The sequence below is a fragment of the Hydrogenophaga sp. genome (genome assembly GCF_035481345.1).
Lineage (GTDB): Bacteria > Pseudomonadota > Gammaproteobacteria > Burkholderiales > Burkholderiaceae_C > Hydrogenophaga.
This window is the reverse complement of the sequence record NZ_DATIGV010000180.1, coordinates 34,934-48,572: the sequence shown is the minus strand read 5'-3', so window position 1 is coordinate 48,572 and position 13,639 is coordinate 34,934. Positions and strand designations below refer to the sequence as shown.

The 13,639-nt window shown below is 68.6% G+C and carries 14 protein-coding genes; 7 read left to right on the top strand and 7 right to left on the bottom strand.

All coding sequences use genetic code 11. From position 1 onward, the window contains the following. Positions 1–11 precede the first annotated feature (11 nt). The 5 genes from dxs to dut all read left to right on the top strand — a co-directional run bounded on the left by dxs (position 12) and on the right by dut (position 6,192). Positions 12–1,919, top strand: a complete 1,908-nt coding sequence (dxs, locus tag VLG41_RS18710; RefSeq protein WP_325350901.1) for a 1-deoxy-D-xylulose-5-phosphate synthase — start codon at positions 12–14, stop codon at positions 1,917–1,919. Between the two features lie 174 nt (positions 1,920–2,093). After that, positions 2,094–3,173 carry a TRAP transporter substrate-binding protein gene (locus tag VLG41_RS18705; protein WP_325350900.1) on the top strand — a complete coding sequence of 360 codons (1,080 nt, stop codon included), beginning with the start codon at positions 2,094–2,096 and terminating at the stop codon, positions 3,171–3,173. Positions 3,174–3,320: 147 nt separating this feature from the next. Continuing rightward, complete coding sequence (locus VLG41_RS18700; RefSeq protein ID WP_325350899.1) at positions 3,321–3,917, top strand: TRAP transporter small permease subunit; 597 nt, start codon at positions 3,321–3,323, stop codon at positions 3,915–3,917. A 12-nt stretch (positions 3,918–3,929) separates the two neighbouring features. Next, on the top strand, positions 3,930–5,732 hold the full coding sequence (locus VLG41_RS18695) for a TRAP transporter large permease (protein ID WP_325350898.1): 1,803 nt from the start codon (positions 3,930–3,932) through the stop codon (positions 5,730–5,732). Positions 5,733–5,742: 10 nt separating this feature from the next. After that, positions 5,743–6,192, top strand: a complete 450-nt coding sequence (gene dut / locus VLG41_RS18690; protein ID WP_325350897.1) for a dUTP diphosphatase — start codon at positions 5,743–5,745, stop codon at positions 6,190–6,192. On the opposite strand, the gene VLG41_RS18685 is transcribed toward dut, so the two are convergent. Next, positions 6,193–6,732 carry a peptidylprolyl isomerase gene (locus VLG41_RS18685; protein WP_325350896.1) on the bottom strand — a complete coding sequence of 180 codons (540 nt, stop codon included), beginning with the start codon at positions 6,730–6,732 and terminating at the stop codon, positions 6,193–6,195. 38 nt (positions 6,733–6,770) lie between these two features. Here VLG41_RS18685 and VLG41_RS18680 point away from each other — a divergent pair, with 38 nt between their 5' ends. Beyond that, on the top strand, positions 6,771–7,919 hold the full coding sequence (locus VLG41_RS18680; RefSeq protein ID WP_325350895.1) for a JmjC domain-containing protein: 1,149 nt from the start codon (positions 6,771–6,773) through the stop codon (positions 7,917–7,919). A gap of 17 nt (positions 7,920–7,936) precedes the next feature. Further along, positions 7,937–8,461, top strand: coding sequence for a hypothetical protein (locus VLG41_RS18675; RefSeq protein WP_325350894.1), 525 nt, complete (start codon positions 7,937–7,939; stop codon positions 8,459–8,461). Here the strand turns inward: VLG41_RS18675 and bamC are convergent, their stop codons facing one another. From bamC to VLG41_RS18645, 6 genes are all read right to left on the bottom strand, one after another. After that, positions 8,462–9,556 carry an outer membrane protein assembly factor BamC gene (gene bamC / locus VLG41_RS18670; protein ID WP_325350893.1) on the bottom strand — a complete coding sequence of 365 codons (1,095 nt, stop codon included), beginning with the start codon at positions 9,554–9,556 and terminating at the stop codon, positions 8,462–8,464. Between the two features lie 31 nt (positions 9,557–9,587). Beyond that, positions 9,588–10,475, bottom strand: coding sequence for a 4-hydroxy-tetrahydrodipicolinate synthase (gene dapA, locus VLG41_RS18665; RefSeq protein WP_325350892.1), 888 nt, complete (start codon positions 10,473–10,475; stop codon positions 9,588–9,590). Positions 10,476–10,544: 69 nt separating this feature from the next. Further along, positions 10,545–11,099: a class I SAM-dependent methyltransferase gene (locus VLG41_RS18660; RefSeq protein ID WP_325350891.1), complete on the bottom strand. Its 555-nt coding sequence runs from the start codon at positions 11,097–11,099 to the stop codon at positions 10,545–10,547. After that, the gene (locus VLG41_RS18655) at positions 11,099–11,224 is read right to left on the bottom strand and encodes a hypothetical protein (protein WP_325350890.1); all 126 of its coding nucleotides are present in this window, start codon (positions 11,222–11,224) and stop codon (positions 11,099–11,101) included. Before VLG41_RS18655 ends, VLG41_RS18660 begins: the two co-directional genes overlap by 1 nt. After that, positions 11,221–12,444 carry an MFS transporter gene (locus VLG41_RS18650; RefSeq protein ID WP_325350889.1) on the bottom strand — a complete coding sequence of 408 codons (1,224 nt, stop codon included), beginning with the start codon at positions 12,442–12,444 and terminating at the stop codon, positions 11,221–11,223. The genes VLG41_RS18655 and VLG41_RS18650 overlap by 4 nt, the downstream gene beginning before the upstream one ends. Before the next feature lie 136 nt (positions 12,445–12,580). After that, positions 12,581–13,636: a hypothetical protein gene (locus VLG41_RS18645; RefSeq protein WP_325350888.1), complete on the bottom strand. Its 1,056-nt coding sequence runs from the start codon at positions 13,634–13,636 to the stop codon at positions 12,581–12,583. Positions 13,637–13,639 lie beyond the last annotated feature (3 nt).

The following is a 13,639-nucleotide window of genomic DNA, read 5'->3' as shown; positions in this document are numbered from 1 at the left end:
GACGACGCCCCATGACCGTACCGATCACCGCCTTGCTCCACACCATCCAGTCGCCCGCGGACCTGCGCCACCTGGCGCGCCCGCAGCTCAAACCGCTGGCCGACGAACTGCGCCAGTTCCTGCTGAACAGCGTGGCGCGCACGGGCGGGCACCTCAGCTCCAACCTGGGCACGGTCGAGCTCACCATCGCGCTGCACTACGTCTTCAACACGCCCGAGGACCGGCTGGTCTGGGACGTGGGCCACCAGACCTACCCGCACAAAATCCTCACCGGCCGGCGCGACCGCATGGACACGCTGCGCCAGCTCGGCGGTATCAGCGGCTTCCCGCGCCGCGACGAGAGCCCCTTCGACACCTTCGGGACCGCGCACTCGTCCACCAGCATCTCGGCCGCGCTGGGCATGGCCATGGCCGCCAAGGCCAAGGGCGAGGACCGCCGCGCCGTGGCCATCATCGGCGACGGCGCCATGACCGCCGGCATGGCCTTCGAGGCGCTCAACAATGCGGGCGTGGCCGACGGCAAGCTGCTGGTCATCCTGAACGACAACGACATGTCGATCTCGCCGCCGGTGGGCGCGCTCAACCGCTACCTGGCGCAGCTCATGAGCGGGCAGTTCTATGCCGCGGCCAAGCACGTGGGCAAGCAGGTGCTCAAGGGCGCGCCGCCGCTGTTCGAGCTGGCCAAGCGCTTCGAGCAGCAGGCCAAGGGCATGGTGGTGCCGGCCACGCTGTTCGAGAAGTTCGGCTTCAACTACATCGGCCCCATCGACGGCCACGACCTGGACTCGCTGATCCCCACGCTGGAGAACATCCGCCAGCTCATGGACGCGCACGAGGGTCCGCAGTTCCTGCACGTGGTGACGAAGAAGGGCCAGGGCTACAAGCTCGCCGAGGCCGACCCCGTCGCCTACCACGGCCCCGGCAAGTTCGACCCCGCCATCGGGCTGACCAAGCCCGCCACGCCGCCCAAGACCACCTTCACGCAGGTGTTCGGCCAATGGCTGTGCGACATGGCCGCGGCCGACCAGCGCCTGGTGGGCATCACGCCGGCCATGCGCGAGGGTTCGGGCATGGTCGAATTCCACCGCCGCTTCCCCGACCGCTACTTCGACGTCGGCATCGCCGAGCAGCACGCGGTGACCTTCGCCGCCGGCCTGGCCTGCGAGGGGATGAAGCCCGTCGTGGCGATCTACTCCACCTTCCTTCAGCGCGCCTACGACCAGCTCATCCACGACGTGGCGCTGCAGAACCTGCCCGTGGTGTTCGCGCTCGACCGCGCGGGCCTGGTGGGCGCCGACGGCGCCACGCACGCGGGGGCCTACGACATCGCCTACCTGCGCTGCATCCCGCAGGTCTCCGTGGCCTGTCCGGCCGACGAGGGCGAGTGCCGCCAACTGCTGTCCACCGCCTTCGCGCAGGACCACCCGGTGGCGGTGCGCTACCCGCGCGGCGCGGGCGTGGGTGCGGCCCAGCCCGAAGGCCTGGCGGGCCTGCCCTTCGGCAAGGGCGAGCTGCGCCGCAAGGGCCGCGGCGTTGCCATCCTCGCGTTCGGCACGCTGCTGTACCCCGCGCTGGCCGCGGCCGAGCGCCTGGGGGCCAGCGTGGCCAACATGCGCTGGGTCAAGCCGCTCGACGTCGAGTTGCTGCGCGAGATCGCACGCACGCACGCGGCCATCGTCACCGTGGAAGAGGGTTGCACCCTGGGCGGCGCCGGCAGCGCCGTGATGGAGGCTCTGCAGGCCGAAGGCCTGCAACTGCCCGTGCTGGCGCTGGGCCTGCCCGACGACTTCATCGAACACGGCGATCCGGCCAAGCTGCTGGCCCTGCAGGGCCTGGACGCGGCGGGCATCGAGCGCAGCGTGCGCGAGCGCTTCGGGGCGCTGCTCGATGGGGCATCGGGCCTGAAGGTCGTGGCCTGACGCTTCCCCCGCTCGGCCGAGCCTGACGCGAGGCTGAACGACCCCCTGGGGCAAGCCCTCGGTTCAAGGGAAAACCCCCGAGGGGCCCCCCGTACCCGTTCCTAGAATTTCGTGGCCTTCACGGGCGCCCGCACGCAGTGGCGGGCTGACACAACCACCACGGAGTTGAAACACATGGACCGTCGCTCTCTCATCCGGCATGCCGGAATCGCCGGCGTGCTCGCCGCTGGCGTCGCACCCTCGGTGCACGCCCAGGCCGCCATTCGCTGGCGCCTGACCTCCAGCTTCCCCAAGGCCCTGGACACCATCTACGGTGCTTCCGACGTCTTCGCCGCCAGCGTGAAGGCGATGTCGGGCGGCAAGTTCGAGGTCAGCGTGCACGCGCCGGGCGAACTGGTGCCCGCGCTGGGCATCGTCGACGCCGTGCAGGCGGGCACGGTCGAGATGGGCCACACGGCGCCGTATTACTTCTTCGGCAAGGACCCGACCTTCGCCATGGCCACGGCCATTCCCTTCGGCCTGAACAGCCGCCAGCTCACGGCCTGGATGTACGACGGCAACGGCCTCAAGCTGTTCCGCGAGTTCTACGACCAGTACAGCATCGTCAACTTCCCCGGCGGCAACACCGGTGCGCAGATGGGCGGCTGGTACCGCAAGGAGATCAAGACCGCGGCCGACATGAAGGGCCTGAAGATGCGCATCGGCGGCTTCGCCGGCCAGGTGCTCACGCGAATGGGCGGTGTGCCGCAGAACATCCCCGGCGGCGAGATCTACCAGGCGCTGGAGAAGGGCACCATCGACGCCACGGAATGGGTCGGCCCCTATGACGACGAGAAGCTGGGCTTCCAGAAGGTCGCCCGCAACTACTACTACCCCGGCTGGTGGGAAGGCGGCGCGCAGCTCGAGTTCTACGTCAACAAGGCCGCGTACAACGCCCTGTCGGCCGAGAACAAGGCCATCGTCGAAGCCGCGACCTCGCACGCCCACACGGTGATGCAGGCCCGCTACGACGCGCGCAACCCGGCGGCCCTCAAGCGCCTGGTGGCCGGCGGCGCCAAGGTGCTGGCCTTTCCCAAGCCGATCATGGACCTGGCCTACAAGGAATCCATGGCGCTGTACAGCGAACTGTCGGCCAGCAACCCGCACTGGAAGAAGATCTACGCCGACTATTCCAACTTCCGTCGCGACCAGAACCTGTGGTTCCGTTTCACCGAAGCGCAGTTCGACCGCTACATGCAATCGGCTAAGCTCTGAGGCTCGCCGGACTCGCGCCGGCACCCCGCCGCGGCGGGGTTTTTTTCTCGGGCCTCGCCGGCCCGTGTCGCGTGGGTGACCCGCCCGCGCGACACCCCGGCCGCACGGTGCCAGCCGCGCGGCCACACCCATACCCATGGGGTTCACATGCAAGCCTTACTCACGATCTCCCGACTCATCGACGCCATCAACGAGCGCATCGGCCGCCTCATGATGTGGTTCGTCCTCGCGGCCACGCTGATCAGCGCGGTCAACGCCATCATCCGCAAAGTCTTCGGCACCAGCTCCAACGCCTGGCTGGAGGTGCAGTGGTACCTGTTCGCCGCCGTGTTCCTGCTGGGCGGGGGCTACGCCTTCCTGCGCAACGCGCACGTGCGCATCGACTTCCTCTCCTCGAAGTTCAGCGCGCGCACGCGCAACTGGGTGGACATCGTCGGCGTGATCGTGTTCCTCGCGCCGCTGTGCCTGCTGATGATCCATGAAGGCTGGCCGGTGTTCGCGCGAGCCTGGGTGTCCGGCGAGATGTCGTCCAACGCCGGCGGCCTGATCCGCTGGCCGGTGTACCTGCTGATTCCGGTGGGTTTCGCCATCCTGCTGCTGCAAGGCGCCTCCGAGATCATCAAACGCGCGGCCTTCCTCACGGGGCAGGGGCCCGACGTGCTGGCCCACAAGGAGGCTGAAGAGGGCGACTTCCTGGTGCGCGAAATGGCCGACGACCACGCGGCCGCCACGAACAAGGCCTGAGCGAGCGCACCCATGATCGAATTCCTCACCAACCATTTCGTGCCGCTGCTGTTCGGCGGCCTGCTGGCCTTCCTGCTGTCGGGCTTTCCCGTGGCCTTCGCGCTGGCCGCCACCGGTCTGTTCTTCGGCTTCATCGGCATGGAGGTCGGGCTCTTCCCACCGAACCTGTTCCAGGCCCTGCCGCTTCGCGTGTTCGGCATCATGCAGAACGAGACGCTGCTGGCGATTCCGTTCTTCACGCTCATGGGCATCATCCTCGAGCGCAGCCGCATGGCCGAGGCGCTGCTGTCCACGGTGGCCCAGGTCTTCGGTCCCGTGCGCGGCGGCCTGGCAGTCGCGGTGGTCCTGGTGGGCGCCCTGCTCGCGGCCACCACGGGCGTGGTCGCTGCCGCGGTCATCTCCATGGGCCTGATCTCGCTGCCCATCATGCTGCGCTATGGCTACAACCGCACCATCGCCATGGGCACGATCACCGCCTCGGGCACCCTGGCTCAGGCCATTCCGCCCTCGCTGGTGCTGATCGTGCTGGCCGATCAGATGGGCCGTTCGGTGGGCGACATGTACGCCGGCGCGCTCGTTCCGGGCCTCATGCTGGTGGGCCTCTATCTGCTGTTCATCGCGGTGGTGGCCATGGTGCTGCCCCGGTGGGTGCCCGCGCTGCCCAAGGAAGCGCGCATCTACGTGGAGCCCAGCGGCGCCTCGGGCCACCGCTCGCTGCTGGTGCTGCTGGCCATCAGCGCGGTGGCCGGCTGGCTCTGGAGCCAGAACCACGCGGCCATCATCAACCCGCTGATCGACCGCCAAGTGGCGCCCGGCGGCGACGAGGTGGTGATCATGTCCATCAGCGTGGCCTCGGTGCTGGCCCTGGTGCTGGCGCTGCTCAACCGCCTGCTGGGCCTGCGCCTGCTCTCGCGCCTGGCCGAGCAGGTCACCTTCGTGCTGATCCCGCCGCTGGTGCTGATCTTCCTGGTGCTGGGCACCATCTTCCTGGGCGTGGCCACGCCCACCGAAGGCGGCGCCATGGGCGCGCTCGGCGCGCTGATCATGGCCGCGAGCCGCCGCACCCTGAGCCTCAAGCTCATGCACGAAGCGCTGGAGAGCACCACCAAGCTGTCGATCTTCGTGCTGTTCATCCTGATCGGCTCCACGGTGTTCAGCTTCACCTTCAACGCGGCCGACGGCCACATCTGGGTCGAGCACCTGTTCGACAAGCTGCCCGGCGGGCAGATGGGCTTCCTGCTCGTCGTGAACTTCCTGGTGTTCATCCTGGGCATGTTCATCGACTTCTTCGAGATCGCCTTCATCGTCGTGCCCCTGCTGGTGCCCGTGGCGCAAAGCCTGGACATCAACCTCATCTGGTTCGGCGTGATCCTGGCGATGAACATGCAGACCTCCTTCCTCACGCCGCCCTTCGGCTTCGCGCTGTTCTATCTGCGCAGCGTGGCCGCGCGCCAGGACTACACCGACCAGGTCACGGGCAAGCTGATCCCGGCCGTCACCACGGCTCAGATCTACAAGGGATCGATCGCCTTCATCGTGTTGCAGCTCATCATGGTGGCGGTGGTCATGCTCAACCCGGGCATCGTGACGGGCAGCCTGGGCGCGCCGGTGAAGGTGGACAACGAGGCCGTGCAGGACCTGCTGCGCGACATGGCGCCGCCGTCCGAAGGGGGTGGCTACGGCACCGAAGAGGAAGAAGAGGCGACCGAGGAGCCCTCGGCCGACGGACTGCAGCCCGAGGCCGAGGAGGCCGCACCGGCCGAGGTCGATCCGAACAAGGCGCTGGAAGAGGCGCTCAAACCCAAGAGCAACTGAGACCGAGCGCATGCAGATCGACGTCAAGATCCTCGACCCGCGCATGGCGGAACAACTGCCCGCCTACGCCACGCCGGGCAGCGCCGGGCTCGACCTGCGCGCCTGCCTCGATGCCCCGCTGCGGCTGGCGCCCAACGCCTGGCAACTGGTGCCCACCGGCCTGGCCATCCACCTGGCCGACCCGGGCTATGCCGCGTTGATCCTGCCGCGCTCGGGCCTGGGCCACAAGCACGGCATCGTGCTGGGCAACCTGGTGGGTCTCATCGACAGCGACTACCAGGGCCAGCTCATGGTGAGCGCCTGGAACCGCAGCGACGTGGCCTTCACCATCGAGCCCATGGAGCGCCTGGCGCAGATGGTCATCGTGCCCGTGGTGCAGGCGCGCTTCAACGTGGTCGAGGACTTCGCAGCCGAGAGCGCGCGCGGGGCCGGCGGCTACGGCTCGACGGGACGCGGCTGATCAGTGCAGCGTCGGCGGCACCGGCGGCGCCTGCCCCGGGTCCGCCGCGTCGAGTTGCGTGCGGAAGAAGCCCGTGCCCAGCGTGCCACGGCCGATCTCGTCTTCCGTGGCCTCGCGCACCGCGTGCAGCTTGAGCTTGATGCGGATCGCGATGCCCGCCAGCGGGTGGTTGCCATCGAGCACCACGTGGTCGGGGTAGATGTCGCTGACGAAGAACAGCCGGTCGCGCGGCGCGGCCGGGTTGCAGCCAGGCGGCAGGCCCTCGAAGCCCATGCCTTCCTCGAGTTCTTCGGGGAAGCGCTCGCGCGGCTCGAGGAACAGCAACTGGTCGTCGTAGTCGCCGAAGGCGTCGAGCGGCTCGAGGTGCAGCTCCAGCGTGTCCCCCGGCACATGGCCTTGCAGGGCTTCCTCGATCTTGCCGAGCAGGTCGCTGCCACCCACCAGGAACTCCACGGGCTCGTCGAGCGTGTCGAGTTCGTCGCCCAGCGTGTCTTTCAGGGTCCAGGTGAGCGCCACGACGCACTGGGGCGTCACGGCCATGGGAAAAGCGGCATCGGATTTCATTGGACAATTCTCCCATGAGCCCCATGAACGGCCTGTTGCCAGGTTTCTTGTCCGACGAACCGCTGGCCCTGCTGGGCGGCCTCAGTCCCGCGCGTTTCATGCGCCGGCACTGGCAGAAGAAACCCCTGCTGATCCGCCAGGCCATCGCCGGCTTCCGGCCGCCGCTGGACCGCGGTGCCCTGTTCGATCTGGCCGGGCGAGAGGGCGTCGAGTCGCGACTCATCGAACACGGGCGCGCGGGCTGGTCCCTTCGCCATGGCCCGTTCGCGCGGCGCGCGCTACCGCCGCAAAACCGCCCGCGCTGGACCCTGCTGGTGCAGGGCGTGGACCTGCACCACGACGCCGCGCACGCGCTGCTGCAGCGTTTTCGCTTTGTGCCCGACGCGCGCCTGGACGACCTGATGATCTCCTGGGCCAGCGAGGGCGGCGGCGTGGGGCCGCACTTCGACAGCTACGACGTCTTCCTGCTGCAGGCCACGGGCCGGCGGCGCTGGCGCATCGGTCGCCAGAAGGACTTCAGCCTGCAGCCCGGTGTGCCGCTCAAGATCCTGCAGCACTTCGAGCCCGAAGAGGAACACGTGCTGGAGCCCGGTGACATGCTCTACCTGCCGCCGCGCTGGGCGCACGACGGCGAGGCGGTGGGTGGCGACTGCATGACCTGCTCCATCGGCTTTCGCGCGCCGCAGCGTGGCGGCCTGGCCGGCGAACTGCTGCAGCGCATGGCCGACGCGCTGGAGGACGACACGCTGTATCGCGACCCGCAGCAGGAACCCACGGCGCAGCCCGCGCGCCTGCCACAGGGGCTGCAGGCCTTCGCGGCCGATGCTCTGCAGCGCTTGCTGGGCGAACGCGATGCCCTGGCCCTGGCACTGGGCGAGGTGATGACCGAGCCCAAGCCGCACACCTGGTTCGACGAACCGGCCGGGGCCTGGGCGCCCGGCGCCTTGCGGCTCGACCGGCGCACGCGCATGATGTACGACGAGCGCCACGTATTCATCAATGGCGAAGGCCTGCGCGCCGGCGGTGCCGACGCGCGACTCATGCGCCGCCTGGCCGACCAGCGCCACCTGAATGCGGGCGAGGTGCGGCGCGCCAGCGCCGACGCGCAGGCCGTGCTGGCCGATTGGTTCGAGGCCGGCTGGCTGCACCTCGAAGCGGAGTGAAACCACGGGGGGAGCCCATGTCCGACGCCGACGCCACCGACAACGCCGAGCCTGTGCCGCTGGCCTTGCCCGAGGGCCGGCTGGTTGGCCGCGTGGCCTTCACGGACGCGGTGCGCCAGGCCATCGGCGCCGCGGCCTCGCAAGGCTGGCCCATGCTCTGGCTGGTGGACGACGATTTCGCGGATTGGCCGCTCGGCGAGCGATCGGTGATCGCGGGCCTGAACGCCTGGGCCCGGCGCGGGCGACAGATGCGCCTGCTGGCGCGCGACTTCAGCGCGATGCGCGCCTTGCACCCGCGCTTCGCGGCCTGGCGCACCACCTGGGCGCACATCGTTGAAGCGCATGCCGTGCCACAGGCCTCGCCGCACGAACTGCCGGGCGTGATCTGGACCGCGAGCTGGACGCTGGAGCGCCTGGACCCGGTGCGCAGCAGCCTGGTGGCCAGCCACGCGCCCGAGCGCCGCGTGGCGCTGCACGAGCGGCTGGACGAGTGGTGGATGAAAGGGCGGCCGGCCTTTGCGCCGACCACCCTGGGGCTCTGATCAGAGATCCGCGGCGAGCAACTGGACGATGCGCTGCGCGTTGGCCGAGGCGTCGGGCTGGCCTTGCGCGTCGAGCACCGACACCGTGGTGAGGTCGGCCTCGCTCTTGACGACGATGCGGTAGCGCTGCGGCGTGGGCTGCTTGTCGTCGGCGCCGAACATGCGGGCGAAGAAGCCGGGCTTCTCACCCGGTTTGACGGGCTCCACGTAGCGCACGAAGTAGGTGCCTTCCGTGCGGTTGCGGTCTTCCACCGTGAAGCCACTGCGATCGAGCGACAGGCCCACGCGGCGCCAGGCACGGTCGAAGTTGTCGTTGAACTGCAGGGCGGGCCGGTTGTTCACCGTGGTCACGCGCGCGGCCTGCGACTGGTTGGGCGCCGAAGCAGCCACCGCCTGGGCCTGGGTCTCGCTCACGCCGAGCTTGACCATCAGGCGGCGCAGGAATTCGGCCTCGAGCTCGGGGTCGGCCGGGCGGGGTTGCCACGCGGTCTGGTTCTCGCGCTCGTTGGAATAGACCTCGACCATGCCGCGGTGGGTGATGTAGACCTCGGTGCCGCCGCTGGCGTTGCGCTCCAGGCGGGTGCGGAACTTGTCGAACTCACCGGTGGAGTAGAGGCTGTCGAACAGGCGGCCGATGGTGCGGCGCACGATGTCCTGCGGCAGCTTGGCGCGGTTCTCGGCCCAGTCGGTCTCCATGATGCCCAGGGTTTCCTGGTCGGTCTCGAGCAGGAAACCGTTCTCCTGCCAGAAATCGCGGATGGGGCCCCAGAGCTGGCCGGCCGGGCGGTTGACCACCAGCCAGCGCTGCGAACCGGCGCGCTCGATGCGCACGTCGCCCACCTCCACGGTGGCCGTGCCGCTGCCCTGCGCGGCGGCGGCATTGGCCTGCCCGGCCTGGTAGCCGCTGGCCGTGACGGCCGTGCCCGGCACCACGTACCGCGACTCACGGCTGAGCTGCGTCAGATCGGGCGGCACGTCCAGCCGCTTGCCTTCCTGCGCGCTCTTGTAGTCGATCTTGTCCTCTTTGAGGATGGAACAACCGGTGGCGAGCAGCGCGGCACACGCGATCAGGCACAGGCGATGAAATTGGCTCATGGAGGGGCAGGGTCTCGGAAGTAAACGGGGCTCAGTTCAGCAGGCCGGACTCGCGCAGGGCGGCTTCGACCTGGGGCACGAGCTGGCGCGACATGGGCGTGAGCGGCAGGCGCATGGTCTCGCCGCACAGGCCCAGGCGGGCCATGGCCCACTTGAGCGGGATGGGGTTGGATTCGCAGAACAGTTGTTTGTGCAGCGGCAGCAGGCGCTTCTGGATGAGCATGGCCTTTTTCGCATCGCCCGCGACGGCGGCCACGCACAGATCGTGCATGGCGCGCGGCGCGATGTTGGCGGTGACGCTCACGTTGCCGTGGCCACCGCAGAGCATGAGGGCCACGGCCGTGGGGTCATCACCGGAGTAGATGGCGAAGTCGGCCGGCGCTTCGCGGACGAGCCACTGGGCGCGCTCGATGTTGCCGGTGGCTTCCTTGATGCCGACGATGCCCTTGACCTGGGTGAGGCGCAGCACGGTGTCGACCTGCATGTCGGCCACGGTGCGGCCGGGCACGTTGTAGAGCACGATGGGCAGGTCGCCCGTGGCCTCGGCGATGGCCTTGAAGTGCTGGTACTGGCCCTCTTGCGTGGGCTTGTTGTAGTAGGGCACCACCTGCAACTGGCAGTCGGCGCCCACGCCTTGCGCGAACCGGGCGAGGTTGATGGCCTCGGCCGTGGAGTTGGCGCCGCAGCCGGCCATGATGGGCACGCGCTTGTTGGCCTGCTCCACCGAGACGCGGATGATCTCGCAGTGCTCTTCCACCGTGACGGTGGGCGACTCGCCCGTGGTGCCCACCACGCCGATGCAGTCGGTGCCTTCGGCGATGTGCCAGTCGACCAGCTTGCGCAGGCCGGGGTAGTCGACGCTGCCGTCGGGGTTGAAGGGCGTGGCCAGGGCCACGATGCTGCCGGTGATCATTTGCATGGCGGATCGTTGTGTCAGCGGCCACATGCGCGCGCTGGGCGCCCTCCGGGGGCGGATAAGCGGAGCATTCTACCCAGCGGCATCGAGCCGATGCCGGGGCGGCGATGCGCCGTCGGAGCGGGGTTCGCGCACCGCCACCAGGCGCTGCACGAAGCGGTCGGGGTCGCCGCAGAAGCCGTCCTCGTAGGCCACGGTGCGAAGACCGCTGGAGGCCATCAGCAGTTCCCCGGGCTTGAGCAGGAAATCGGGCCGCGAGGGCTTGCCGATGGTGGCGTGGTCGATGGCGAAGGTTTCGTAGATCAGCACACCACCCTCGGCCACGCTGTCCATGAGGGTGGGCAGCAGCGGGCGCCACAGGTAGTTCGTAACGACCACGCCCGCGAAGCGCTGTCCGACGAAGGGCCAAGGGCCGTTCTCGATGTCGGCCAGCACCGCGCGGCCCAGGCCGTGGATGGCGCCGATGGCCTCGGGGTCGCGGTCCACGCCGGTGACGGGGTGCCCGCGCCCGGCGAACCAGCGCAGGTGGCGCCCGCGCCCGCAGGCCACGTCGAGCACCGCGCCGCCCTCGGGCACCAGGTGCGACCAGCGCCGCACCCAGGCCGACGGCGCTTCGGTGCCGTGCATCAGAAGCAGCTCCAGACCCGGTCGGCGAGGTTGACGAGAAAATCGGGCCGCTGGTACAGGGCGAACGTGGCCAGCAGGGCCGCGGTGGCAGCGGCCCACAGGGTGGCGCGCCGCGCGAGGCTCACGCTGTGGCCCCTACGCGCTGCGGTGTGCGCACGATGGGCGCCTCGCGCACCGGCAGGTTCACGATCGCCGCGAACACGCCCAGCGCGATGGCGATGGTCCAGACGATGTCGTAGCTGCCGGTCTGGTCATACAGGTAGCCGCCCAGCCACACGCCCAGGAAGCTGCCGATCTGGTGGCTGAAGAACACGAAGCCGCCCAGCATGGACAGGTGCGCCACGCCGAAGATCTGCGCCACCGTGGCGTTGGTCGGCGGAATGGTGGACAGCCACAGCAGGCCCATCACCGAGGAGAAGACGTAGACGCTCATGGGCGTGAGCGGCGCCCACAGGAAGACGGCGATGGCAATGGCGCGCGCGAAGTAGATGAAGGCCAGGATGTGGCGCTTGGCCATGCGCTGGCCCAGCACGCCGGCCGCGTAGGTGCCGATCACGTTGAACAGGCCGATGAGCGCGAGCGCGTAGCTGGCCACCTGCGGCGACAGGCCGTTGTCCTTGAGGTAGCTGGGCATGTGCACGCCGATGAACACCACCTGGAAGCCGCAGACGAAGTAGCCCGCCATCAGCAACTGGAAGCTGCGGTACTGGAAGGCCTCGCGCAGCGCCTGGGCGATGGTCTGCTCGCGCTTGACCGGCGCGCTGCCCGAGAAGCCGGGCTCGCGCAGGCCCATGGCCAGCGGCGCGATCAGCAGCACCGCCACGGCCAGCACCAGCAGCGCGTTCTGCCAGCCCAGGCCCTCGATCAGCCAGCCTTCCACCGGCACCATGAGGAACTGGCCGAAGGAGCCCGCCGCGGCGGCCACGCCCATGGCCCAGGAGCGGCGCTCGGCCGGGATGTTGCGACCGATGACGCCGTAGATGACGGCGTAGGTGGTGCCGGCCTGGGCCGCGCCGATCAGCACGCCCGTGGTCAGCGCGAACGACAGGGTGGAGGTGGACAGTGCCATGCCTGCCAGCCCCAGGGCGTACAGGCCCGCGCACACCAGCAGCACGCGGAAGGCGCCGAAGCGGTCGGCCGCCATGCCGGCGAAGATGCCGAACACGCCCCAGGCCAGGTTCTGCACCGCCAGCGCGAAGGCAAAGGTTTCGCGCGTCCAGCCCTGGGCCTGGGTGATGGGCTGCAGCCACAGGCCGAAACCGTGGCGAATGCCCATGGAGAGGGTGACGATGAGGGCCCCGCAGAGCAGGACCTGGGTGGCGGAGAGAGGGCGGTGCGAGGACATCCCGGCACTCTAGCCGGGATGTGGATTCCCTGGCATGTCCGTGCCCATGCAAGTCGATGAAATTGCCGCAGGCAATTGTCGCGTTCCCCGAATGGATGGCGCTCGGCGTGACGCCTTGGCGACAGTGCCTGGCCTCTCACTGCAAGGGGCTTGGTGGGATGCGCTCCACCAGTTCTGCGATCTTTTGCCTGAGTTCGGCCGGTACCCCGAACGGATCCTTCAGGCAACCCGCCAAAGCCAGCTTGGGCTCCAGGTGCTTCCAGCGGTTTCGACTCAGGTTCTCGTTCAGCACCCGCAATTCCGCTTTGTCCGACGCCGACAGCGGGGTCAGTACACGAAGGCTTGTGTTGTTCTGCAAGCCCAGCGCTGTTTTCACCGGACCATCAGGCAAGTTCCTGATGCCAGCCTGATACCACGCGGTCGCGGACGCGGGCAGATGCACCGCCACCAAGGTCTGGTTCTTGTTCAAGCTCACGAGAAACAGCAGAAAGAAGTCCGGATGCTCGTTGCTGGCCATGTTGTCATTGCCTAGCAGGTCGAGGTGTGTCAGTGCACTGTCCTTGCCGGTGCAGGTCTTCAGGTGTTGCCACGCCTCCTCCGACAGGTTGCAGTCCTGCAGTGCGAGAGTCGTCAGCACCGAACTCTGCAGGGCGGTGGTCAGGATGGAAAGCGATGACGCCAAGCCCGGCTGCCGGTTGAGTTTGAACTCGCGCAGTGCCTGATTGTTGTTAGGGAAACGGACTATGGCCGTCAGCGCCTCTTGGCTGAGACCGGCGCCCGGTGGCCCTTGGTCGTAAGCGCCGGAGAAGTCCATTGATTCAATGGCGCCACCCGCGTGCTGTCTGAGCGCTTGGATGAGCGGGGCGGGGGGGCCCAGCTTGGCATCGCAGAAGTTCAGGTGGGTGACACCCAAGCGCTTGCCTTGGGCAAGCCGTTCGGCGAAGGCGTCGGCCATGCACTGCATGCCCTCGGCGCTGATGTCCTGCTTGCTGAAGTCCAGTTCATGAATGCCGTCTTCCTGCAGGCGGTCCAGCACGGCCAGGAATGCTTCCTTGTCTTGCTTATTCAGCCGGGTGACGGCCAATTGGCCTGCGGCCTGGGGGTTGCGGATGGCGCTCAGCCGGGTGAGATCCGGGCGGTTGGTTGGCTGGCGCGATGTGCTGGGTTGGGAAAAGGCGCTGACGGAGTTCATGGG